Source organism: Burkholderia sp. KL41 (assembly GCF_057005415.2).
The window spans coordinates 2,549,183-2,572,736 of sequence record NZ_CM174446.1 but is presented as its reverse complement, the minus strand read 5'-3'; the positions used below and the strand labels follow the sequence as shown (position 1 = coordinate 2,572,736).

The 23,554-nt window shown below is 65.2% G+C and carries 21 protein-coding genes; 16 read left to right on the top strand and 5 right to left on the bottom strand.

Annotation, left to right across the window (positions count from 1 at the left end; all coding sequences use genetic code 11):
• Positions 1 to 219 precede the first annotated feature (219 nt).
• The 3 genes from aceE to lpdA all read left to right on the top strand — a co-directional run bounded on the left by aceE (position 220) and on the right by lpdA (position 6,691).
• Positions 220 to 2,916 (top strand): pyruvate dehydrogenase (acetyl-transferring), homodimeric type, encoded by a 2,697-nt coding sequence (gene aceE, locus PQB87_RS12085; protein ID WP_059688897.1) that lies wholly within the window; start codon positions 220 to 222, stop codon positions 2,914 to 2,916.
• Between the two features lie 68 nt (positions 2,917 to 2,984).
• On the top strand, positions 2,985 to 4,637 hold the full coding sequence (aceF, locus tag PQB87_RS12080) for a dihydrolipoyllysine-residue acetyltransferase (protein ID WP_111941477.1): 1,653 nt from the start codon (positions 2,985 to 2,987) through the stop codon (positions 4,635 to 4,637).
• Between the two features lie 287 nt (positions 4,638 to 4,924).
• The gene (gene lpdA, locus PQB87_RS12075) at positions 4,925 to 6,691 is read left to right on the top strand and encodes a dihydrolipoyl dehydrogenase (RefSeq protein WP_489241919.1); all 1,767 of its coding nucleotides are present in this window, start codon (positions 4,925 to 4,927) and stop codon (positions 6,689 to 6,691) included.
• Between the two features lie 198 nt (positions 6,692 to 6,889).
• Here the strand turns inward: lpdA and PQB87_RS12070 are convergent, their stop codons facing one another.
• Positions 6,890 to 7,456, bottom strand: a complete 567-nt coding sequence (locus PQB87_RS12070; protein ID WP_006481973.1) for a phasin family protein — start codon at positions 7,454 to 7,456, stop codon at positions 6,890 to 6,892.
• A gap of 652 nt (positions 7,457 to 8,108) precedes the next feature.
• Here PQB87_RS12070 and pbpG point away from each other — a divergent pair.
• Complete coding sequence (gene pbpG / locus PQB87_RS12065) at positions 8,109 to 9,278, top strand: D-alanyl-D-alanine endopeptidase (protein WP_489241916.1); 1,170 nt, start codon at positions 8,109 to 8,111, stop codon at positions 9,276 to 9,278.
• Between the two features lie 92 nt (positions 9,279 to 9,370).
• On the opposite strand, the gene PQB87_RS12060 is transcribed toward pbpG, so the two are convergent.
• Complete coding sequence (locus PQB87_RS12060; protein ID WP_027786965.1) at positions 9,371 to 10,180, bottom strand: IclR family transcriptional regulator; 810 nt, start codon at positions 10,178 to 10,180, stop codon at positions 9,371 to 9,373.
• 183 nt (positions 10,181 to 10,363) lie between these two features.
• On the opposite strand from PQB87_RS12060, the gene PQB87_RS12055 reads away from it, so the two are divergent.
• The 12 genes from PQB87_RS12055 (at position 10,364) to iscX (ending at position 19,483) form a co-directional block, all read left to right on the top strand.
• On the top strand, positions 10,364 to 11,086 hold the full coding sequence (locus tag PQB87_RS12055) for a (Fe-S)-binding protein (protein WP_021157667.1): 723 nt from the start codon (positions 10,364 to 10,366) through the stop codon (positions 11,084 to 11,086).
• A gap of 34 nt (positions 11,087 to 11,120) precedes the next feature.
• The gene (locus tag PQB87_RS12050) at positions 11,121 to 12,530 is read left to right on the top strand and encodes a lactate utilization protein B (protein WP_059707080.1); all 1,410 of its coding nucleotides are present in this window, start codon (positions 11,121 to 11,123) and stop codon (positions 12,528 to 12,530) included.
• A gap of 129 nt (positions 12,531 to 12,659) precedes the next feature.
• Positions 12,660 to 12,887 (top strand): hypothetical protein, encoded by a 228-nt coding sequence (locus PQB87_RS12045; RefSeq protein ID WP_027786967.1) that lies wholly within the window; start codon positions 12,660 to 12,662, stop codon positions 12,885 to 12,887.
• A gap of 101 nt (positions 12,888 to 12,988) precedes the next feature.
• Positions 12,989 to 13,471 carry a low molecular weight protein-tyrosine-phosphatase gene (locus tag PQB87_RS12040; protein ID WP_489241912.1) on the top strand — a complete coding sequence of 161 codons (483 nt, stop codon included), beginning with the start codon at positions 12,989 to 12,991 and terminating at the stop codon, positions 13,469 to 13,471.
• Positions 13,472 to 13,585: 114 nt separating this feature from the next.
• Entirely contained in the window at positions 13,586 to 14,125 is a 540-nt protein-coding gene (iscR, locus tag PQB87_RS12035; protein ID WP_009691731.1) for a Fe-S cluster assembly transcriptional regulator IscR, read from the top strand.
• A 65-nt stretch (positions 14,126 to 14,190) separates the two neighbouring features.
• A complete protein-coding gene (locus PQB87_RS12030; protein WP_021157672.1) occupies positions 14,191 to 15,414 on the top strand; it encodes an IscS subfamily cysteine desulfurase in 1,224 nt (407 codons plus the stop codon).
• Between the two features lie 68 nt (positions 15,415 to 15,482).
• Positions 15,483 to 15,890 (top strand): Fe-S cluster assembly scaffold IscU, encoded by a 408-nt coding sequence (gene iscU / locus PQB87_RS12025; RefSeq protein WP_006481982.1) that lies wholly within the window; start codon positions 15,483 to 15,485, stop codon positions 15,888 to 15,890.
• A gap of 65 nt (positions 15,891 to 15,955) precedes the next feature.
• On the top strand, positions 15,956 to 16,279 hold the full coding sequence (gene iscA, locus PQB87_RS12020; protein ID WP_012492710.1) for an iron-sulfur cluster assembly protein IscA: 324 nt from the start codon (positions 15,956 to 15,958) through the stop codon (positions 16,277 to 16,279).
• A gap of 94 nt (positions 16,280 to 16,373) precedes the next feature.
• The gene (gene hscB / locus PQB87_RS12015) at positions 16,374 to 16,901 is read left to right on the top strand and encodes a Fe-S protein assembly co-chaperone HscB (RefSeq protein ID WP_042973645.1); all 528 of its coding nucleotides are present in this window, start codon (positions 16,374 to 16,376) and stop codon (positions 16,899 to 16,901) included.
• Between the two features lie 54 nt (positions 16,902 to 16,955).
• Complete coding sequence (hscA, locus tag PQB87_RS12010; RefSeq protein ID WP_027786970.1) at positions 16,956 to 18,824, top strand: Fe-S protein assembly chaperone HscA; 1,869 nt, start codon at positions 16,956 to 16,958, stop codon at positions 18,822 to 18,824.
• 88 nt (positions 18,825 to 18,912) lie between these two features.
• Positions 18,913 to 19,254 (top strand): ISC system 2Fe-2S type ferredoxin, encoded by a 342-nt coding sequence (gene fdx, locus PQB87_RS12005; RefSeq protein ID WP_011352558.1) that lies wholly within the window; start codon positions 18,913 to 18,915, stop codon positions 19,252 to 19,254.
• 19 nt (positions 19,255 to 19,273) lie between these two features.
• Complete coding sequence (gene iscX / locus PQB87_RS12000) at positions 19,274 to 19,483, top strand: Fe-S cluster assembly protein IscX (protein WP_021157676.1); 210 nt, start codon at positions 19,274 to 19,276, stop codon at positions 19,481 to 19,483.
• 147 nt (positions 19,484 to 19,630) lie between these two features.
• Here iscX and PQB87_RS11995 read toward each other — a convergent pair whose 3' ends face one another.
• The 3 genes from PQB87_RS11995 to prfB form a co-directional block, all read right to left on the bottom strand.
• On the bottom strand, positions 19,631 to 20,374 hold the full coding sequence (locus tag PQB87_RS11995; RefSeq protein ID WP_021157677.1) for a glycine zipper 2TM domain-containing protein: 744 nt from the start codon (positions 20,372 to 20,374) through the stop codon (positions 19,631 to 19,633).
• Between the two features lie 348 nt (positions 20,375 to 20,722).
• Positions 20,723 to 22,249 carry a lysine--tRNA ligase gene (gene lysS, locus PQB87_RS11990; RefSeq protein WP_021157678.1) on the bottom strand — a complete coding sequence of 509 codons (1,527 nt, stop codon included), beginning with the start codon at positions 22,247 to 22,249 and terminating at the stop codon, positions 20,723 to 20,725.
• Between the two features lie 82 nt (positions 22,250 to 22,331).
• Positions 22,332 to 23,436, bottom strand: a protein-coding gene (gene prfB, locus PQB87_RS11985; RefSeq protein ID WP_111941483.1) for a peptide chain release factor 2 whose coding sequence is annotated in 2 segments (ribosomal slippage) — positions 22,332 to 23,354 and positions 23,356 to 23,436 — 1,104 coding nt in all. Because the reading frame shifts where the segments join, the coding sequence is not laid out codon by codon here.
• Positions 23,437 to 23,554: the final 118 nt, after the last annotated feature.

Sequence of the window (23,554 nt, the reverse complement as noted above, 5' to 3'; positions counted from 1 at the left end):
CGGAAACGGATTTGTTCCGCCGGGACGCGCCGGAGAGCCCCGAAATATGGGTGCAGCGCAGCAATATTTCGTATTGCGAGAAAAGATCTCACAATTCGAAAATTTTGTTGCGCAGGCCCGCGCACGCTCATTACAATCCGCTGGAGCTTGCCCGCAGCCGGTCGCGTCGCGTCGTCTGCACGAGAGCGATCCTCACATTCCAGGACCCAGGAGACGAGAATGTCCGCTGTACCGAACGAAGTGATGAAATATGTCGCCGCCGAACGTGACGACGACCCGCAAGAAACCGTCGAGTGGCTGGAGTCGCTCGATGGCGTGATCTCCTCCGTGGGCACCGGCCGCGCGCATTACCTGATCGAAAAGCAGATCGAGTTCGCCCGCATGCACGGCGAACACCTGCCGTTCTCCGCCAATACCCCGTACATCAACACGATCCCGGTCGAAGCCCAGGCGAAGATCCCGGGCGACCAGGACATCGAGCACCGCATCCGTTCGTACACGCGCTGGAACGCGCTGGCGATGGTGCTGCGTGCAGGCAAGGACACGAACGTCGGCGGCCACATCGCGTCGTTCGCGTCGGCCGCGACGCTCTATGACGTCGGCTACAACCACTTCTGGCACGCAGCGTCCGAGCAGCACGGCGGCGATCTCGTGTTCGTGCAGGGCCACTCGTCGCCGGGCGTGTACTCGCGCGCATTCCTGCTCGGCCGCCTGAAGGAAGAGCAGCTCGACAACTTCCGCCAGGAGGTCGACGGCAACGGCATTTCGTCGTACCCGCACCCGTGGCTGATGCCGGACTTCTGGCAGTTCCCGACCGTGTCGATGGGCCTCGGCCCGATCATGGCGATCTACCAGGCACGTTTCATGAAGTATCTGGAAGCGCGCGGCATCGCGAAGACGGAAGGCCGCAAGGTGTGGGCATTCCTCGGCGACGGCGAGACGGACGAGCCGGAATCGCTCGGCGCGATCGGGATGGCGAGCCGCGAAAAGCTCGACAACCTCGTGTTCGTGATCAACTGCAACCTGCAGCGTCTCGACGGCCCGGTGCGCGGCAACGGCAAGATCATCCAGGAACTGGAGTCGGAATTCCGCGGTGCCGGCTGGAACGTGATCAAGGTCATCTGGGGCAGCCGCTGGGATGCGCTGTTCGCACGCGACAAGACGGGCGCGCTGATGCGCCGCATGATGGAAGTCGTCGACGGCGAGTACCAGACGTACAAGTCGGAGTCGGGCGCGTTCGTGCGCGAGCACTTCTTCAACACGCCTGAACTGAAGGCGCTCGTCGCCGACTGGTCCGACGACGACATCTGGGCGCTGAACCGCGGCGGCCACGATCCGCACAAGATCTACGCGGCGTTCCACGAAGCCACGAACACGAAGGGTGCGCCGACCGTCATTCTCGCGAAGACCATCAAGGGCTACGGGATGGGCGAGTCGGGCCAGGCGATGAACATCACGCACCAGCAGAAGAAGCTGCCGGTCGAGCAACTGAAGAAGTTCCGTGACCAGTTCCGCCTGCCGATCACCGACGAGCAGATCGCCGACGTGCCGTACCTGAAGTTCGAGGAAGGCTCGAAGGAACTCGAATACATGCGCAAGCAGCGCATGGATCTCGGCGGCTACCTGCCGCATCGCCGCGAGAAGGCGACGTCGCTGCCGGTGCCGGCGCTCGACGCGTTTGAACCGCTGCTGAAGGGCACGGGCGAGGGCCGCGAGATCTCGACGACGATGGCGTTCGTGCGGATCCTGAACATCCTGCTGAAGGACAAGGCGCTCGGCAAGCGCGTCGTGCCGATCGTCCCGGACGAATCGCGTACGTTCGGCATGGAAGGCCTGTTCCGCCAGATCGGTATCTGGAACCAGCAGGGCCAGAAGTACGTGCCGGAAGATTCCGACCAGCTGATGTTCTACAAGGAATCGGAGACCGGCCAGATCCTGCAGGAAGGCATCAACGAAGCGGGCGGCATGTGCGACTGGATCGCGGCGGCGACGTCGTATTCGACGCACGGCGAGATCATGGTGCCGTTCTACATCTTCTATTCGATGTTCGGCTTCCAGCGGATCGGCGACCTGGCATGGGCCGCGGGCGACATGCGTTCGCGCGGCTTCCTGCTCGGCGGTACCGCGGGCCGCACGACGCTGAACGGCGAAGGCCTGCAGCACGAAGACGGTCACTCGCTGCTGTGGGCGGCATCGGTGCCGAACTGCGTGAGCTACGACCCGACCTTCGGCTACGAACTCGCGGTGATCGTCCAGGACGGCCTGCGCCGCATGGTGCAGGACCAGGAAGACGTGTACTACTACATCACGGTGATGAACGAGAACTACGAGCACCCGGCGATTCCGCAGGGCGAGCACGTGGCGGCCGACATCATCAAGGGCATGTACGCGTTCAAGAAGGCCGACGCCGACAAGAAGGCGCCGCGCGTTCAGCTGCTCGGCGCGGGCACGATCTTCAACGAAGTGATCGCTGCCGCCGACCTGCTGAAGAACGACTGGGGCGTCGCCGCCGACCTGTGGAGCGTGCCGAGCTTCACCGAGCTGGCGCGTGAAGGCCACCAGGTCGAGCGCTGGAACCTGCTCCATCCGACCGAGGAGCGTCGCCTGTCGCACGTGCAGAAGTGCCTGAAGGACACGCAGGGCCCGGTCATCGCGTCGACCGACTACGTCCGCGCGCTGGTCGACCAGATCCGCGGCCAGATCGATCGCCGCTTCGTCGTGCTGGGCACCGACGGTTTCGGCCGCTCGGATACCCGCGAGAAGCTGCGTCACTTCTTCGAAGTCGACCGTCACTGGGTCACTGTCGCCGCGCTCAACGCGCTGGCCGACGAGGGCACGATCGAGCGCAAGGTGGTCGCGGACGCGATCGCCAAGTACAACCTCGATCCGTCGAAGCCCAACCCGATGACCGTTTAACGCACACGCCGTGTGATGCCGCGCGCCGCTTCCGCGAGAAGCGCGCGTGGCCATGGAGACAGAAACAGATGAGTCAAGCGATCGAAGTGAAGGTGCCGGATATCGGCGATTACAAGGACGTGCCGGTGATCGAGATCGGCGTGAAGGTCGGCGACACGGTCGAGCCGGAGCAGTCGCTCGTCACGCTCGAGTCGGACAAGGCGACGATGGACGTGCCGAGCCCGGTAGGCGGCGTCGTGAAGGAAATCAAGGTCAAGGTGGGCGATTCCGTGTCGGAAGGCTCGCTGATCATCCTGCTCGAAGGCGGCGCCGCGGCGCAGGCCAACGGCGCGGCCGCGCCGGCCGCAGCACCGGCTCCGGCGGCCGCGCCTGCGCCGGCCGCAGCGGCACCGGCTGCCGCACCGGCAGCCGCCGGCGGCACGCTCGAAGTGAAGGTACCGGACATCGGCGACTACAAGGACGTGCCGGTGATCGAGATCGGCGTGAAGGTCGGCGACACGGTCGAGAAGGAACAGTCGCTCGTCACGCTCGAGTCGGACAAGGCGACGATGGACGTGCCGAGCCCGGCAGCGGGCGTCGTGAAGGAAATCAAGGTCAAGGTGGGCGATTCGGTGTCGGAAGGCACGCTGATCGTGCTGCTCGAAGCCGCAGGTGCAGCGGCTGCCGCACCGCAGGCGAGCGCACCGGCGCCCGCCGCTGCAGCGCCGGCGCCAGCACCGGCAGCACCCGCACCGGCACCCGCGAAGGCCGCACCGGCCGCTGCTGCGCCGGCTCCGGCCGCGGCACCGTCGGGCGAATACCGCGCCAGCCACGCATCGCCGTCGGTACGCAAGTTCGCGCGCGAACTCGGCGTCGAAGTCGCGCGCGTGCAGGGCTCGGGTCCGAAGGGCCGCATTACGAAGGAAGACGTCACGGGCTTCGTGAAGGGCGTGATGAGCGGCCAGCGCGCGGCACCGGGCGCGGCAGCCGCGCCGGCCGGCGGCGGCGAGCTGAACCTGCTGCCGTGGCCGAAGGTCGACTTCTCGAAGTTCGGCCCGTTCGAGGCGAAGCCGCTGTCGCGCATCAAGAAGATCTCGGGCGCGAACCTGCATCGCAACTGGGTGATGATCCCGCACGTCACGAACAACGACGAAGCGGACATCACCGAGCTCGAAGCGCTGCGCGTGCAGCTGAACAAGGAGCACGAAAAGGCGGGCGTGAAGTTCACGATGCTCGCGTTCGTGATCAAGGCGGTCGTTGCCGCGCTGAAGAAATTCCCGACCTTCAACGCGAGCCTCGACGGCGACAACCTTGTGTTCAAGCAGTACTACCACATCGGTTTTGCCGCGGACACGCCGAACGGCCTCGTCGTGCCGGTGATCCGCGATGCGGACAAGAAGGGGCTCGTCGATATCGCGAAGGAAATGGCCGAGCTGTCGAAGGCCGCACGCGACGGCAAGCTGAAGCCGGACCAGATGCAGGGCGGGTGCTTCTCGATCTCGTCGCTCGGCGGGATCGGCGGCACCAACTTCACGCCGATCATCAATGCGCCGGAAGTCGCGATCCTCGGGTTGTCGCGCGGCCAGATGAAGCCGGTGTGGGACGGCAAGCAGTTCGTGCCGCGTCTGACGCTGCCGCTGTCGCTGTCGTATGACCATCGCGTGATCGATGGCGCGGAAGCCGCGCGGTTCAATGCGTATCTCGGCGCGTTGCTCGCCGATTTCCGTCGCATCATTCTTTGATGAGCGGGGAGCTTGCTCGCGGGGGCGTGGGTTTATGTCGGTGTTATCCACGTTTCGACGTTGAACCTGTCTTGCTAACGGTCTGCTAGCGTCGCCCCTGCGCGGGGCGGCGGTCACTTTTCTTTGTCTTCCAAAGAAAAGTAACCAAAAGAAAGGCGCGTCCTTGGGCGGACGGCAAAGGTGGTCCTGCCCAGCGTCGCGTTCTCTTGTCAGGCCGTAGTCGCAGTAGTGGGTTCTTCCGCGGGTTTCTCCCTCTCTGTCTGCAGCTAATCAAGAAGGGGACAGTAATGAGTCTCATCGAAGTCAAGGTTCCGGATATCGGCGATTTCAGCGGCGTCGATGTCATCGAAGTCAACGTGAAACCCGGCGACGTGATCGAAAAAGAGCAGACGCTCATCACGCTCGAATCCGATAAAGCCTCCATGGAAGTGCCCAGCGACGTCGCCGGCACCGTCAAGGAAGTCAAGGTCAAGGCCGGCGAGAAAGTCTCGCAAGGCACCGTCATCGCCATCGTCGAAGCATCGGCAGGCGCCGCCGCGCCCGCGAAAGCACCCGAAGCGCCGAAGCCCGCAGCAGCTGCGCCGGCACCGGCCGCAGCCGCCCCGGCGCCCGCGCCGCAAGCCGGCAGCTACGCAGGCGCCGTCGACATCGAATGCGACATGCTCGTGCTCGGCGCCGGCCCCGGCGGCTACTCGGCTGCGTTCCGCGCAGCCGACCTCGGCATGAAGACCGTGCTCGTCGAGCGCTACTCGACGCTCGGCGGCGTGTGCCTGAACGTCGGCTGCATCCCGTCGAAAGCGCTGCTGCATACGTCGCTCGTCGTCGAGGAAGCCGCGGCGCTCGCGTCGCACGGCATCACGTTCGGCAAGCCGGAAGTCGATCTCGACAAGCTGCGCGACTTCAAGGGCGGCGTCGTCAAGAAACTGACGACGGGCCTCGCCGGCATGGCCAAGGCGCGCAAGGTCGAAGTGGTCACGGGCGTCGGCGCATTCGTCGATCCGTTCCACATGGAAGTGCAGGGCGAAAACGGCAAGAAGGTCGTCAAGTTCAAGCAGGCGATCATCGCGGCGGGCTCGCAGGCCGTGAAGCTGCCGTTCATGCCGGAAGACCCGCGCGTCGTCGATTCGACCGGCGCACTCGAACTGCGCCAGCTGCCGAAGCGCATGCTCGTGATCGGCGGCGGCATCATCGGCCTCGAAATGGCGACGGTGTACTCGACGCTCGGCGCCGAGATCGACGTCGTCGAAATGATGGACGGCCTGATGATGGGCGCGGACCGCGATCTCGTGAAGGTCTGGGAAAAGTACAACGCGAAGCGCTTCGGCAACGTGATGCTGAAGACCAAGACGGTCGGCGCGGAAGCGAAGGAAGACGGCATCTACGTGAAGTTCGAGGGCGAGAAGGCGCCGGCGGAAGCGCAGCGCTACGACCTCGTACTCGTCGCGGTGGGCCGCAGCCCGAACGGCAAGAAGATCGGCGCCGACAAGGCGGGCGTCGCCGTCACGGATCGCGGCTTCATCGACGTCGACAAGCAGATGCGCACGAACGTCCCGCACATCTTCGCGATCGGCGACATCGTCGGCCAGCCGATGCTCGCGCACAAGGCCGTGCACGAAGGCCACGTCGCAGCGGAAGCCGCGCACGGCGAGAAGGCGTACTTCGACGCGCTGCAGATCCCGTCGGTGGCTTACACCGATCCGGAAGTGGCGTGGGCCGGCAAGACGGAAGACCAGTGCAAGGCCGAAGGCATCAAGTACGGCAAGGCCGTGTTCCCGTGGGCCGCATCGGGCCGCGCGATCGCGAACGGCCGCGACGAAGGCTTCACGAAGCTGATCTTCGACGAGGAAACCCACCGGGTGATCGGCGGCGCGATCGTCGGCCTGAACGCGGGCGACCTGATCAGCGAAGTGTGCCTCGCCGTCGAGATGGGCGCGGACGCGGAAGACATCGGCAAGACGATCCATCCGCACCCGACACTCGGCGAATCGGTCGGCATGGCCGCCGAACTGTACGAAGGCGTCTGTACGGACCTGCCGCCGCAGCGCAAGAAGTAACGCGACCGGGGCCGGCATGTTGCCGGCCACAAAAAACGCCGCCTCCCGGGCAATCCGGGCGGCGGCGTTTTCTTTTGCGGGCGGCCGATGCTCAAACGATCGTTCGGGCAAGGCAGGTGGCTTGGCGATTCCGGCGTGGTGCGGCGCCAGAAACGAAAAAGCCGCGCTGTGCGCGGCTCTTTCAGGAGCAGGGGACGCTTACGCGGCCGGCTTGCTCGAACGACGTGCGGCAGCGGCGGTAGCAGCCTTCGTTGCGACGGCAGCAGCAGCGTTGAAGTTCGTTTCAGCGATCTCGACGGCTTGCTTCGTGGCCTTCTGAACCGTTTCGTACGTGGTGTTCGCAGCGTTCAGTGCCGACTTCAGTGCGGCGACAGCCGTTTCCGAACCGGCCGGGGCGTTCTTCGCGACGTTGTCGACGAGTGCCTGAACCTTCTTGTTCTGCTCTTCGAATTGCGCTTCTGCAACCTTCGCGAACTCGGCTTGCGTCGACGATGCGATTTCGTACAGGTGACGGCCGTACGACAGCACCTTTTCCGCGACCGGCTGCGACAGGCTGGCTTGCAGTGCGATCAGTTCCTGTGCGTCCTTCACCGACAGCAGGCGCTGTGCGTTTTCCTGGCCTTCGGCCAGCGTCGACTTCACGACCTGCAGGTTGAGTTCGATCAGCTTCTCGACGCCTTCGAACGCCTTGGTCGTCAGACCGAACAGGCTTTCGAGGTTGGCTTTCTGTGCAGCGGCGATTTGCTCGGGGGTCAGCAAGGACATGTCCAGCTCCTGAAAAGCGATCGCGTCGATCGCAGGGTAAAGGGCACTACGACGGGGAACCTCGGATGCGCGTGCTTTGTGCGACGCAGCAATGAGGCCTATTTTAGGGCAGGGAAAACGGATGTCAAGTGTTTTTTGTGCGTTGCACAATCGCGACAAATTATCGATAAAACAACAAGTTATCGTGCCCGTTCGGAATCGGTTTCACGCGCATCTCCCAGATGGTGCGCACGGACGCGGGGCGCACGCGGCGCACCATGATCATGCACAGGTAAACCTGACAGGGTCATGGAACGTTATCCTTCTGTTCCTGTCGAAAACGCGCCGTTTCGATGCGCGTACCGTGGCGACGTGCCGCCGCCACGGCCGAGACCGGCTCCCAGGCACCCCGAGCGCCGGATACGTAGTTTCCCCGCTTTAAATCGCCTCCGAAGTGACGTTATCTCAATTAACCGTGTGTAATCGGGAGACGGGTACTGTCGGGCAGCGCATCCCATGAATTTTTTCGATGGGAGCGGGAGGGTTCATTGGTCAGAGGTTGGCCAACCCTTACATTCCGGTTTAACGACGATCGGTAAGTGCCTAATATTGCTCTTTTTTTCAGCTTTAACTACACTTGCGGAAACCTCCCGCCCGCTTTGTCCAGACCCCAATGAAAGCCGAATCGTTTTCACCGCGCAGATTGTTGCAGAGCATGACGCTCGGCACGGCTGTGTCGGTCGCTGTCGCCTTGCTGGCGACCACCGCGTCCGTCACGCCCGCTGACGCCTTTGCCGCCACTGCGAAGACCCAACAAGCCGCCAAGAAAAAGGCTGTCGCTCCTGCTTCGTCCGCGAAGAAGAAGTCGGCCAAGGCTACCTCCGACAAATCCGCCAAGGTCGCCGCGGCCGATGCGCCGCGCGCAAAGGCGTCGCGCAAGCGCGTGACGCTCGCGGCGAACAGCGTGCGTGCCGGCCATCACGGCGCGGTTCGCAAGGTCGCGTTCCAGCCGCGCCGGCAGAGCGTCGGCCAGGCGTTCGGCCTGCACGACACGCCGGACGCGCTCGCGCTGCGTTCGAGCGTCGCGTACGTCGTCGACCAGAATTCCGGCGAGCCGCTGTTCGACAAGAATTCGCACGCCGTCGTGCCGATCGCGTCGATCTCGAAGCTGATGACGGCGATGGTCGTGCTCGACTCGAAGGCGCCGATGGCCGACCAGATCGAAGTCACCGACGAAGACCGCGACTACGAGAAGGGCACGGGCTCGCGCCTGTCGGTCGGCTCGGTGCTGTCGCGTGAAGACATGCTGCACATCGCGCTGATGGCGTCTGAAAACCGCGCGGCCGCCGCGCTGTCGCGTTATTACCCGGGCGGTCGCCCGGCGTTCATCGCCGCGATGAACGCGAAGGCGAAGTCGCTCGGCATGGTCGATACCCATTTCGAGAATTCGACCGGCCTGTCGAGCTCGAACGTGTCGAGCGCGCGCGATCTGGTGAAGATGGTCAATGCGGCGTACCAGTACCCGATGATCCGTCAGTTCTCGACCGATCGCAGCTACGAGGTGTACACGGGCAAGCGCAATCTCGCCTACAACAGCACGAACGCGCTGATCCGCGGCAACGGCTCGTGGGACATCGGTCTGCAGAAGACGGGCTTCATCAACGAAGCGGGCGAATGCCTCGTGATGCAGGCGACGATCCACGGCCGGCCGATGGTGATGGTGCTGCTCGATTCGTTCGGCAAGTATTCGCGCTTCGCCGACGCGGCGCGTCTGCGCAACTGGCTCGACGCCGGCGGCGGCGAGCGCCTGACGGCGGCCAACACGCCGAACGGCGGGACCTGATCGCACGGCGGCGTGACGGTTCGCTGCCGCGCCGTTGGCAAAAAAAGCCCCGCAATCGCGGGGCTTTTTTACTGCGGGCGCGCGGGAACGGCTTACGCCTGTCGCTGCAGCCCGTCCGCATCCTTCGTGGGCGCCGGCCGGTAGCCGAGCGATTCCGAAATGGTGAGGGCAGTACGGCTCAACTGGCCGAGCCACGCATCCTGGAGACGATCGGCCGGCGCCGACAGCGACAGGCCCGCGACGAGCTTGCCCGAATCGTCGTAGATGCCGGCCGCGATACAGCGCACGCCGAGCTCCAGTTCCTCGTTGTCGCGTGCGCACGATTGCTGGCGGACGATCGTCAGCTCGCGCTCGAGCTTCGCGATGTCGGTGATGCTGTTCTGCGTATGGCCGGACAGCCCCGTGCGCGTTGCATAGGCGCGCACGCGCGACGTTTCGTCGGCTGCAAGGAACAGCTTGCCGACCGACGTGAGGTGCAGCGGCGCGCGGCCACCGATCGCACGGACGACCTGCATCCCCGAGCGCTCCGAATACGCGCGCTCGATGTAGACGATCTCGTCGCCCTGGCGCACCGACAGGTTCACGGTCTGCCCGGTGAGGCGGTGCAGCTCGCGCATCGGCATCAGCGCCGCGTCGCGTACCGACAGGCGTGCCTTCACGAGGTTGCCGAGCTCCAGCAACCGCATGCCGAGGCGATACGTGCCGGGATCGGAGCGGTCGACGAGGCGGCAGGTCACCATGTCGTTGAGGATGCGGTGCGCCGTAGACGGGTGCAGCTCCGTGCGCTGCGCAAGTTCCTTCAGGCTCACGGGGTCACTGTGCGCGGCGAGCGCGTCCAGCAACCGCATCATGCGTTCGATCACCTGGATCGACGTTTTGGAATCCGGGGTGGGTTGGCTCATGTCGGGGGAGAAATCGGTTGACGCGGCAAGCGGTGTTGCAACGATTGTATCTCGTATTGTGAAAAAAGCGAACGCCGTTCGAGGAAGTCCTCGTTTCGCGCACTGCGGGCTTGCGCGCGAGCCGGCGTTGGTCTCGCCGGCCAAACGGCGGATAATGAGAGCCGTTTTCTCGAAGGAGCGCGTATGCGAGTCGGTTTGTTCGTGACCTGCCTGGTCGATCTGATGCGTCCGGAAATCGGTTTTTCGGCGCTCAAGCTGATTCGCGACGCCGGCTACGAGGTGATCGTGCCGCCCGCACAGACTTGCTGCGGCCAGCCGGCCTACAACTCGGGCGACCGCGCGCTCGCCCGCGATCTCGCGGAAAAGACGCTGCGCGAGTTCGAGCAGTTCGATTACGTCGTCGCGCCGTCGGGTTCGTGCGGCGGGATGATCCGCGCGCACTACGGCGACCTGTTCCGCGACGACCCCGAACTGATGGGGCGCTACACGCGGTTCCAGCAGAAGGTCTACGAACTGACCGATTTCCTGGCGAATGTCGCGAAGGTCTCGCTCGCGCCGGGTGAATTCACGGGGCCCGTCACCTATCACGATTCATGCTCGGGCCTGCGCGAACTCGGCGTGAAGGCGCAGCCGCGCGCGCTGCTCGCGCAGCGCGGCATCGCGGTTACCGAGATGAAGGACTGCGAGCACTGCTGCGGCTTCGGCGGCACGTTTGCGGTGAAGTACGGCGACATCTCGGCGGCCATCGCGGACGAGAAGTGCGCGAACGTGCGCGCGTCGGGCGCAGGCGCCGTCGTGCTCGGCGATCTCGGCTGCATGCTGAACATCGAAGGGCGGTTGCGCCGCACCGGCGACCGCGACACGCGCGTGCTGCACGTCGCGCAGGTGCTGGCGGGCGACGTCTGACGCCCGGTTCCGCTCACTTTTCCCCGATACCGCGATGCAAGTCCAATCGATGCATTTCAAGGCGCGCGCCGGCCAGAAGCTGGCCGACCAGCGCTTGCAGCAGAATCTGAAGAAGCTGTCGACGAAGTTCGTGTCCGCGCGTGCCGACGCGATGACCGCGATCGACTTCCCGGCCACGCGGGCCGCGCTCAAGGCGCGCCGCAACCGCGCGCTGGAGAACCTCGACGTGTGGCTCGAGGCCTTCGAGCGCGAGGCGACGCGGCGCGGCACGACCGTGCTGTTCGCCGAGACGACGGCGGACGCCGCGCGGCTCGTGGCCGACATCGCGCGCCGTCACGACGTGAAGAAGGTCATCAAGACCAAGTCGATGGTGTCGGAGGAAATGCGCCTGAACGCGGTGCTCGCGGAAATGGGCGTGCAATCGATCGAGACGGACCTCGGCGAATACATCCTGCAGATCAACGACAACGAGCCGCCGAGCCACATCATCGCGCCCGTCGTCCACAAGGACAAGGACGAGATCGCCGACCTGTTCGCGCGCACGCACCACCGCGAGCGGCTCACCGAGATTCCGGACATGACGCGGGAGGCGCGCGAGGTGCTGCGCCCGCATTTCATGTCGGCCGACATGGGCGTGACCGGCGGCAACTTCGTGATCGCCGAGACCGGGTCGGTCGCGATCGTGACGAACGAAGGGAACGAGGGGATGTGCACGGTGATGCCGCGCGTGCATGTGGCGGTGACGGGCATCGAGAAGGTGCTGCCGACTCTCGAGGACCTCGCGACCGCGATGCGCCTGCTGCCGCGTTCCGCGACGGGGCAGAAGACGTCGAACTATTTCTCGCTGCTGACCGGGCCGCGCGGGCCGGATGACGAGGACGGCCCCGAGCACAACTACGTGGTGCTCGTTGACGGCGGCCGCACGGGGCTGATCGGCGGCGAGTTCCAGGAGATGCTGCGTTGCATCCGCTGCGGCGCATGCATGAACCATTGCCCGGTTTACCAGAAGGTCGGCGGCCATGCGTACGGCTGGGTCTACCCGGGGCCGATGGGTTCCGTGCTGACGCCGAGTTACGTCGGGCTCGATCGCGCGCTGGATCTGCCGCAGGCCGCGACGCTTTGCGGAGAATGCGACAGCGTCTGCCCGGCCGGGATTCCGTTGTCGCACCTGTTGCGCACGCTGCGCGAGAAGCAGGTCGAGCGGCACCTGCGGCCGTGGCGCGAGCGGGCGGCGCTCGCTGCATGGGGATTCGTCGCGCGGCGGCCGATGCTGTACGCGCTGACGACGAAGCTCGCGGTGCGCATCCTCGAGCGGCTGGGCGCCGGCGGCACGCTGCGGCGCCTGCCGATGATGGGCGGCTGGATGGACACGCGCGACATGCCGACCCCGACCGGGCGCACGTTCCGCGAACTGTACGCGGCGTCGCAAAGCCACCTCGGCTGACGACTGTTCATCCGGCGACAACAGTGCGTTCGCTATTTGGATATTTATCTCGATAGATGCGGTCTATAGAATCTCGTCTGTAGTCCCCGGAATTGGGTTTCGGGGTACGAGGTCAAGGAGGTCCGCATCATGAAAAAGACAATATCGATGTACTGGCCGCTGGCAATCGTCGTTCCGCTGGCTGCGGCTGCCTATCTGCATGCGATGGCCGATGCGCCGTCGCGTGGCCCGCTCGCAGTTCACCAGGCATCTGCCGAACTGGCGCGAGCGGTGTCGTTCGGGCTGGTCGACGACGCGGCGAAGCCGCTGCCGGCGGCATCCGGCGACGTCGCGCTCGTCGCGCCGAAGGCGCTGTAATGCACGGCGCCGTCGCTTTGCCGGGCGGCGCGATTCCGGTCGCCTTTGTATAATGGCGTGTTCTTCTCCCGCGCGGTTCGCCGCGGCTTTCCGATAGTGCGATGACCCGCGTTTCGATCTGTTTCGTCTGTCTCGGCAACATCTGCCGTTCGCCCACCGCGGAAGGCGTGATGCGTCATCAGGTCGATGCGGCCGCGCTGGCGGACCGGATCGCCATCGATTCGGCCGGCACCGGCGACTGGCATGTCGGCGAACCGCCCGATACGCGTGCGCAGGCGGCCGCTCGCGGCCGCGGCTACGACCTGTCGGCGCTGCGCGCACGACAGGTGAGCGCGGCGGATTTCGAGCGCTTCGACCTGCTGCTGGCGATGGACGAGGCGAATCTCGCGGAGCTGCGCCGCCGCTGTCCGCCGCAGCATGTCGACAAGGTGCGCCTGCTGATGGAATTCGCGCCGGATTCGACTGAAACCGAAGTGGCCGATCCGTATTTCGGCGGCGCGCAGGGTTTCGAGCAGGTGCTCGACCAGGTCGAGCGCGCGTGCGCGGGCCTGCTCGAGACGCTCCGCGCCCGCACGGATCGCTGATCGCGCGATATTCAGCGGTCTGCGAATACCCTTTCAAAGACATGGATACTTGACTAAAAACGTCAAATATTTATACTTGACCAAAATCGTCAAGATTGCAGTCCCCTAGACACCATGAGACTCACCACCAAAGGCCGTTTCGCCGTCACGGCGATGATTGACTTGGCACTGCGCCAGGAGCAGGGCCCGGTGACGCTTGCAGGCATCAGCCAGCGCCAGCGGATTTCGCTCTCGTATCTCGAACAGCTGTTCGGCAAGCTGCGCAGGCATGAAATCGTCGAATCCGTGCGCGGCCCGGGCGGCGGCTACAACCTCGCGCGTCGCGCGCAGGACGTCACCGTTGCCGACATCATCATCGCGGTCGATGAACCGCTCGACGCCACGCAGTGCGGCGGCAAAGGCACGTGCGACGGCTCGAAGCAGCCCGACGGCCATTGCATGACGCACGAGCTGTGGTCGACGCTGAACCAGAAGATGGTCGAATACCTCGACTCCGTGTCGCTGCAGGATCTCGTCGATCAGCAGCGCGCACGCGAGGGTGCCCCTGCGGTGTTGCGCGATCGCCGCACGCCGGAGCCCGTCGCCGCACCGGCCGAGCCGGTGCGCACGATGCCGCTCGGTCCCAATTCGGTGTTCAACATCGCGAGCTCGTGAGCGCGAAGGCGCCCGCCATATCCCATAACGCACATAGTCCCTGCACAGAATTCCCGGAGCGACAGATGACCCAAGAGACTCTCCACCTGCCCATCTACATGGATTACAGCGCGACGACACCGGTCGACCCGCGTGTGGTCGACAAGATGGTGCCGTACCTGCGCGAGCAGTTCGGCAACCCGGCATCGCGCAGCCACGCGTACGGCTGGGATGCCGAGCGTGCGGTCGAGGAAGCACGCGAACAGGTGGCCGCGCTCGTGAACGCGGATCCGCGCGAGATCATCTGGACGTCCGGCGCAACGGAGTCGGACAACCTCGCGATCAAGGGTGCCGCGAACTTCTACAAGGGCAAGGGCAAGCACATCGTCACGGTGAAGACCGAACACAAGGCCGTGCTCGACACGTGCCGCGAGCTCGAGCGCGACGGCTTCGAAGTCACCTATCTCGACGTGAAGGATGACGGCCTGATCGACCTCGACGTGTTCAAGGCCGCGCTGCGTCCGGACACGATTCTCGTGTCGGTGATGCACGTGAACAACGAGATCGGCGTAATCCAGGACATCGAGACGATCGGCGAAATCTGCCGCGAGAAGGGCATCGTGTTCCACGTCGACGCCGCACAGTCGACCGGCAAGGTCGGGATCGATCTCGCGAAGCTGAAGGTCGACCTGATGTCGTTCTCGGCACACAAGACGTACGGCCCGAAGGGCATCGGCGCGCTGTACGTGCGCCGCAAGCCGCGTGTGCGCATCGAAGCGCAGATGCACGGCGGCGGCCACGAGCGCGGGATGCGTTCGGGCACGCTGCCGACGCACCAGATCGTCGGCATGGGCGAAGCGTTCCGCATCGCACGTGAAGAAATGGCGACGGAAAACGAGCGCGTCCGCATGCTGCGAGACAAGCTGCTGCGCGGCCTGTCGCAGATCGAGGAAACGTACGTGAACGGCGACATGGAACGCCGTGTCCCGCACAACCTCAACATCAGTTTCAACTTCGTCGAAGGCGAGTCGCTGATCATGGCGATCAAGGACGTCGCGGTGTCGTCGGGCTCCGCGTGCACGTCGGCGTCGCTGGAGCCGTCGTACGTGCTGCGTGCGCTCGGCCGCAACGACGAGCTGGCGCACAGCTCGATCCGCTTCACGGTCGGCCGCTTCACGACGGAGCAGGAAGTCGACTTCGTGATCAACCTGCTGAACAGCAAGATCGCGAAGCTGCGCGAACTGTCGCCGCTCTGGGAAATGCACCAGGAAGGCATCGATCTGTCGACGATCGAATGGGCCGCACACTGAGCGCCGGATTGAACATACCCGCGGGCGGATTCGCGCACGCAGACGTAACGAGTCAAGGAGTCTGAGTCATGTCTTACAGCAACAAGGTTCTGGATCACTACGAAAACCCGCGCAACGTCGGTTCGTTCGCGAAGGACGACGACACGGTCGGCACGGGCATGGTCGGCGCGCCGGCCTGCGGCGACGTGATGAAGCTGCAGATCCGCGTCGGCGCGGACGGCGTGATCGAAGACGCGAAGTTCAAGACGTACGGTTGCGGTTCGGCGATCGCGTCGAGCTCGCTCGTCACCGAGTGGGTGAAGGGCAAGACGCTCGACGAAGCACTGTCGATCAAGAACACGCAGATCGCCGAAGAACTCGCGCTGCCGCCGGTGAAGATTCACTGCTCGATCCTCGCGGAAGACGCGATCAAGGCAGCCGTGGCCGACTACAAGAAGCGCCACGACACCAAGGAAGGCGATCAGGCAGCAGCCTGAGCGGCATCGAGCGGCTAGAGAAGGAAACGCGGCGGGCCCCGGTGGCGCGCCGCGGCAAGGACATCATGGCAATTACACTGACCGAAAAAGCAGCACAGCACGTCCAGAAATACCTCGTCCGTCGCGGCAAGGGTATGGGCCTGCGGCTTGGCGTTCGCACGACCGGGTGCTCGGGGCTCGCGTACAAGCTCGAGTATGTCGACGAGCTGGCTCCCGAGGATCAGGTGTTCGAGAGCCATGGCGTGAAGGTGATCGTCGATCCGAAGAGTCTTGCGTACATCGACGGCACCGAACTCGACTTCGCCCGCGAAGGCCTGAACGAAGGGTTCAAGTTCAACAACCCGAACGTGAAGGACGAGTGTGGTTGCGGCGAATCGTTCCGCGTGTGACGCGGATCTCCGCGCGATGCGGGCAAGAGGCGGCACGGGCCGCCTTTTTAATGTGCGGCGTTTGCCGTGCGACGAACCGGAATTGAACGCGACGATGGTCTCGCTGAAAGACAGCCACTTCGACCTGTTTCACCTGCCGGCGCAATTCGCGCTCGACGAGACGGCGCTCGACGCCGCCTATCGGACGGTGCAGACGCAGGTGCATCCGGACCGCTTCGCGGCGGCCGGCGATGCGCAGAAACGCATCGCGATGCAATGGGCAACCCGTGCGAACGAGGCGTACCGCACGCTGCGCGATCCGCTGAAGCGCGCGTCGTATCTGCTGTCCCTGCGTGGTGTCGACATCGGTGCGGAAAACAACACCGCGATGGAGCCCGCGTTCCTGATGCAGCAGATGGAGTGGCGCGAGGGCATCGAGGATGCCGCGGCCGCCCGCAATGTCGACGCGCTCGACGCGCTGCTCGCCGAGTTGCGCGAAGAGCGGCGCGTGCGTGTGGAACGTCTCGGCACGCTGCTCGACAGCGGCGCGGATCAGGCGGCCGCCGAGGCCGTGCGCCAGCTGATGTTCATCGAACGGGTCGCGTCGGAAGTGGGCGCGCAGATCGAGCGCCTCGAAACTTAACCGCGTGCCTCGCGGCACGCGCAGCAAACGGGCCGAGCGCCCGAACGAACCAAGATGGCTTTACTGCAAATTTCCGAACCGGGCATGGCGCCGGCGCCGCATCAGCGGCGACTCGCCGTCGGGATCGATCTCGGCACGACGAACTCGCTCGTCGCGGCCGTGCGTAACAGCGTGCCGGAGGTGCTGCCGGACGAAGCGGGCCGTGTGCTGCTGCCGTCGGTGGTCCGCTATCTCGAGAAGGGCGGCCGGCGTATCGGCCACGAAGCGAAGGAGCAGGCCGCGACCGATCCGCGTAACACGATCGTGTCGGTCAAGCGCTTCATGGGCCGCGGCAAGGCCGAGGTCGAAGGCGCGGCGAACGCGCCGTACGAATTCGTCGACGCGCCGGGCATGGTGCAGATCCGCACCGTCGACGGCGTGAAGAGCCCGGTCGAAGTGTCGGCCGAGATTCTCGCGACGCTGCGCTATCGCGCGGAAGATTCGCTTGGCGACGACCTCGTCGGCGCGGTGATCACGGTGCCCGCGTATTTCGACGAAGCGCAACGCCAGGCGACCAAGGACGCCGCGCGCCTCGCGGGCCTCAACGTGCTGCGCCTGCTGAACGAACCGACCGCCGCGGCGATTGCCTATGGCCTCGACAACGGGGCCGAAGGCCTCTACGCGGTGTACGACCTCGGCGGCGGCACGTTCGACCTGTCGATCCTGAAGCTGACGAAAGGCGTGTTCGAAGTGCTGGCCGCGGGCGGCGATTCCGCGCTCGGCGGCGACGATTTCGATCACGCGCTGTTCGGTCACGTGCTCGCGCAGGCCGGCATCGATGCGAAGACGCTCGCGCCCGAGGACGTGCGCCTGCTGCTCGACCGTGTGCGCGTGCTGAAGGAAGCGCTGTCGTCCGCGCCGCAGGCGTCGCTCGACGTGACGCTGTCGGGCGGTGCGCATCTCGTGCAGACGATCTCGCACGATACGTTCGCGTCGCTCGTCGAGCCGCTCGTGCAGCGTACGCTCACGCCGACCCGCAAGGCGCTGCGCGACGCGCAGGTCACGCCGGCCGACATCAAGGGCGTCGTGCTCGTCGGCGGCGCGACGCGCATGCCGGTGATTCGCGACGCGGTCGCGAAGTATTTCGGCCAGCCGCCGCTCGTGAACCTCGATCCGGACCAGGTCGTCGCGCTCGGCGCGGCGATCCAGGCCGACCTGCTCGCAGGCAATCGCGGCACCGGCGACGACTGGCTGCTGCTCGACGTGATTCCGCTGTCGCTCGGTGTCGAGACGATGGGTGGCCTCGTCGAGAAGATCATCCCGCGCAACTCGACGATTCCGATCGCGCGCGCGCAGGAATTCACGACCTTCAAGGACGGCCAGACCGCGATGGCGATCCACGTCGTGCAGGGCGAGCGCGAGCTCGTCGCCGACTGCCGCTCGCTCGCGCGCTTCGAGCTGCGCGGCATTCCGCCGATGACGGCCGGTGCGGCGCGCATTCGCGTGACCTACCAGGTCGATGCGGACGGGCTGCTGTCGGTGTTCGCACGTGAGCAGCATTCGGGCGTCGAGGCGTCGGTCGTCGTGAAGCCGTCGTACGGTCTTGCCGACGACGACATCGCGAAGATGCTCGAGGACAGTTTCAAGACTGCCGAAATCGACATGCGCGCCCGCGCGCTGCGCGAAGCGCAGGTCGAGGCCGAGCGGATGCTCGAGGCGACGCAGGCTGCGCTGGCGGCCGACGGCGAGCTGCTCGACACGGACGAGCGCACGCAGGTCGATGCGTTGGCCGCGGCGCTGCGCACGATCGCGCAGGGCGACGACACGGACGCGATCGAAACCGCGACCAAGGCGCTGGCCGACGGCACCGACGAATTCGCGGCGCGCCGGATGGACAAGAGCATCAAGCGCGCGTTGTCGGGCCGCCGGCTCGACGAGATCTGAACTCACGAACTGCGCATCGGCCGGTAACGGCCCGCGCGATATTGAACCGTGCGGCGCCTGGCGCCGCACCCTGACTGACGGAACGGACATGCCTCAACTGGTGGTGCTGCCTCACGTCGAACTGTGCCCGGACGGCGCGGTGATCGACGCGACGCCCGGCAAGAGTATCTGCGACAACCTGCTCGAACACGGGATCGAGATCGAGCATGCATGCGAGAAGTCGTGCGCGTGCACGACGTGCCACGTGGTGATCCGCGAAGGCTTCAACGATCTGACACCGTCCGAGGAGGACGAGGACGATCTGCTGGACAAGGCGTGGGGCCTCGAGCCGACGTCGCGCCTGTCGTGCCAGGCGATCGTGAAGGAAGATTCGGACCTGGTGGTCGAGATTCCGAAGTACTCGATCAACCACGCGAAGGAAAATCACTGACAGGAACCGGAGGCAGGCGATGAAATGGACCGATTCGCGTGAAATAGCCATTGCGCTGGCGGACAAGCACCCCGACATCGACCCGCAGCGGATCAACTTCGTCGACCTGCGCCAGTGGGTGCTCGAACTCGACGGTTTCGACGACGATCCCAAGCACTCGGGCGAGAAGATCCTCGAAGCGATCCAGGCCCACTGGATCGACGAATCGGATTTCGACGACGAAGACTGAACACCGCGTGCGCCGCAACGGCGCAGACGGCCGGTCATGAAAAAACGGCTCGTGAGCAATCGCTCACGAGCCGTTTTCGTTTTCAGGCCGCTTGCCCGCGCACGACACGCGGGCAGGGGGCACCGATGCGATCAGGCGATCAGGCGATTACGCGCCGACCAGCGTGCCGTTCTCGATCCGCACGCGCTGGCCCTGGCCGAAAGGCGGCGGGTTGTGGTACGTAAACGTGCGCGTCGCGCCGCTCTCCATCTGCACTTGCACCTGATAGTCGGTTTCCGCGCGCACCTGCTTTTCGACCTGGTTGCCGGCGAGACCGCCGCCCAGCGCACCGATGATCGTCATCGCGGTGCGGCCGTTACCGTGGCCGAACTGGTTGCCGAGCAGGCCGCCGGCTGCAGCGCCGCCCACGGCGCCGATCCCCGAGCTCTGGCCCGGCGTGCGCGTCTGCGTGATCGCGACGACCGTGCCGCAGCTCTGGCAGTAGGTCTGGGCCGGCGCCGACGGCTGCTGCGCGTATTGCGGCGGCTGCGGTGCCGTCGTATGACGGCGATGCGGTGCAGCCGGGCGCGGCGCGGGCTTCGGCTCGGCCTGCGCGATGGCAGCCTTCTGTTCGGCCGCCTTCTGCTGCGCGGCGGCCTGTTCGGCTGCCTGCTGCTGGGCTTGCGCGGCCAGCGCGGCGCTGGCGGCCGCGGCCGTATCGACGGCCGGCTGCGATGCGATCAGCGCGGCCTGGGTCTGGCCGTTCTGTGCGTTGCTGCTGCTGGCCTTCGGGAAGATGCCTGTGATCGCAGCCGTCGCCGCGAGGCTGGCGACGATGACGGCGCCGGCGGCGGTGGCGATAAGCGGGTGAAGGCGTTGCTTTTGCGGCGTGGTCTGATTCTGGTTGTCCATTTTTTTCTCCGATGTCGATCCGGATCGGCACTGCGGCGCCGGGCCTGATCCCACGCTTCGGGCTCGAGCAGACTTGGCGTTCCTGCGCCTCGTTCTGGGCCCGTGGTCATGCGTGGTGACGCAAACGGAGTGTCGTCCACCGGCAAGCGGCGCGCCGTATCAAGGTGTAACGAATTGCAGCGGGGCGCTGGCGACCATGACAGGGAAAACCCGGAGAAGGCCGTCGCGACGGGGGAATAAAACGGGGGAGGATCGAGAGCCGGCGAACGCCGGCTGAAGGGATTTACGCGTCGTTACAAAGCTGACGCGTGCGCGCCGCAGGGCGCGGCGCACACGCGGGCGCGGCGATCAGTCTTCGCGGCGCAGATGCGGGAACAGCAGCACGTCGCGGATCGTCGGGCTGTCGGTCAGCAGCATCACGAGACGGTCGATGCCGATCCCGCAGCCGCCGGTCGGAGGCATCCCGTATTCGAGCGCGCGGATGTAGTCGGCGTCGAAGAACATCGCTTCCTCGTCACCCGCATCCTTCTGCTCGACCTGCTTCTTGAAGCGTGCGGCCTGGTCTTCCGGATCGTTCAGCTCCGAGAAGCCGTTCGCGATTTCGCGGCCGGTCATGAACAGCTCGAAACGCTCGGTGATGCCCGGCACCGTATCCGATGCGCGTGCGAGCGGCGACACTTCGACCGGGTAATCGATGATGAAGGTCGGCTCCCACAGCTGCGCTTCGGCCGTTTCCTCGAACAGCGCGAGCTGCAGTGCGCCGGTACCCGCGTTCAGGAACGCCGGCTGCGACACGTCGACGCCGAAGCGCTTCAGTTCGGTGCGCAGGAACGCGTCGTCCGACAGCTGGCCGTCGGTGTAGTCCGGTGCGTACTTCTGGATCGCCTGCGTGATCGTCAGGCGATGGAACGGCTTCGCGAGGTCGAGTTCGCGGCCCTGGTACTGGATCGTCGCGGTGCCGAGCGCATCGATCGCCGCCTGGCGGATCAGTTGCTCGGTGAAGTCCATCAGCCAGCGGTAGTCGGTGTACGCGGCGTAGAACTCCATCATCGTGAATTCCGGATTGTGACGCGGCGACACGCCTTCGTTCCGGAAGTTACGGTTGATCTCGAACACGCGTTCGAAGCCGCCGACGATCAGGCGCTTCAGGTACAGCTCCGGCGCAATGCGCAGGAACATCTGCATGTCGAGCGCATTGTGATGCGTGACGAACGGCTTCGCCGCTGCGCCGCCCGGGATCGGGTGCAGCATCGGCGTTTCGACTTCCATGAACTCGGCGTTGTCCATGAACTTGCGGATCGATGCGATCGTCTTCGTGCGGGCGCGGAACGTGTCGCGCGTTTCCGGCGTGACGATCAGGTCGACGTAGCGCTGGCGGTAGCGCATTTCCTGGTCGGACAGGCCGTGGAACTTGTCCGGCAGCGGGCGCAATGCCTTCGACAGCAGGCGCAGTTCCTTGCACTGGACCGACAGTTCGCCCTTGTTGGTGCGGAACAGCACGCCACGCGCGGCGACGATGTCGCCCAGGTCCCACTTCTTGAATGCGTCGTAGGTTTCCGCGCCGACGTCGTTCGGCGTCACGAAGAACTGGATCTGGCCCGACCCGTCCTGCACCGTCGCGAAGCTTGCCTTGCCCATCACGCGCTTGAGCATCATGCGGCCGGCCACCGACACCTCGACCGGGTTCGCTTCGAGCGCGGCCTTGTCCGAGTCGGCGAATTTCGCCTGCAGGTCGGCTGCGTGGTGCTCGGGCCGGAAATCGTTCGGGTAGGCGACGCCTTGCTCGCGCAGGGCGCGCAGCTTCTCGCGGCGCTCCGCGATGATCTGGTTTTCGTCCGCGGTGACGGCGGGCTGCGTTTGGGTCGGTTCGGTCATGATGGTCGGAATTCGGAGTGGGTGCGGCAACGCAAACGGGAAGGGCAAGGGGGCGCGGCCTGGCCAGGCCGCGCCGCGGCGCTTACACGCCCTGTTTGAGGCTCGCGCTGATGAAGTCGTCGAGGTCGCCGTCGAGGACGGCTCTCGTGTTGCTCATTTCGACGTTCGTGCGCAGGTCCTTCACGCGGCTCTGGTCGAGCACGTACGAGCGGATCTGATGGCCCCAGCCCACATCGGTCTTGCTCGATTCGAGCTTGTCCTGTTCGGCCTGGCGCTTGCGCATCTCGACTTCGTACAGGCGCGACTTCAGCATTGCCATCGCTTCGGCGCGGTTGCGGTGCTGCGAGCGGTCGTTCTGGCACTGCACGACGATACCGGTCGGCATGTGCGTGATCCGCACCGCGGAGTCGGTCTTGTTGATGTGCTGGCCGCCCGCGCCCGATGCGCGGTACGTGTCGATGCGCAGGTCGGCCGGGTTGATCTCGACTTCGATCGAGTCGTCGATTTCCGGATAGACGAACACCGACGAGAACGACGTGTGGCGGCCGCCCGACGAGTCGAACGGCGACTTGCGCACGAGGCGGTGGATGCCCGTTTCGGTGCGCAGGAAACCGTATGCGTATTCGCCCGAGACCTTGACCGTCGCGTTCTTGATGCCGGCGACGTCGCCGTCGGACTCTTCGAGCACTTCGGCCTTGAAGCCCTTGCGTTCGCAGTAGCGCAGGTACTGGCGCAGCAGCATCGATGCCCAGTCGCACGCCTCGGTACCGCCGGCGCCGGCCTGGATGTCGATGAAGCAGTTGTTCGGGTCGGCCGGGTTCGAGAACATCCGGCGGAACTCGATGTCGCCGACGCGTGCCTCGAGCTTCGCGGCGTCTTCTTCCGACGCGACGAGGGTGTCTTCGTCGCCTTCCTCGCGGGCCAGCTCGAACAGGTCGAGCGCGTCGCGCAGGTCGCCATCAAGCGCGGTGAGCGTCGTGACGACGCCCTCGAGCAGCTTCTTCTCGCGACCGAGCGCCTGGGCGTTCTTCGAATCGTTCCAGACGTTCGGGTCTTCGAGTTCCTTGTTGACTTCGGTCAGACGCGCAGCTTTGGCGTCGTAGTCAAAGATACCCCCGGAGCTCGCCCGCGCGATTGCGCAGGTCGAGCAGGGAGCTTTCGATCGCGTTGAGACGTTCCGCTTCCATGATCGCTCGCTATTCTTGCTTCGTAAAAATGCGGAATTATAGCCGATCGGCAGGGTTGCCCGGTGACGCAAACGGTGCTCGCACGTGCACCGCGGCCCTGTCCGGCGCGGCGCGCATG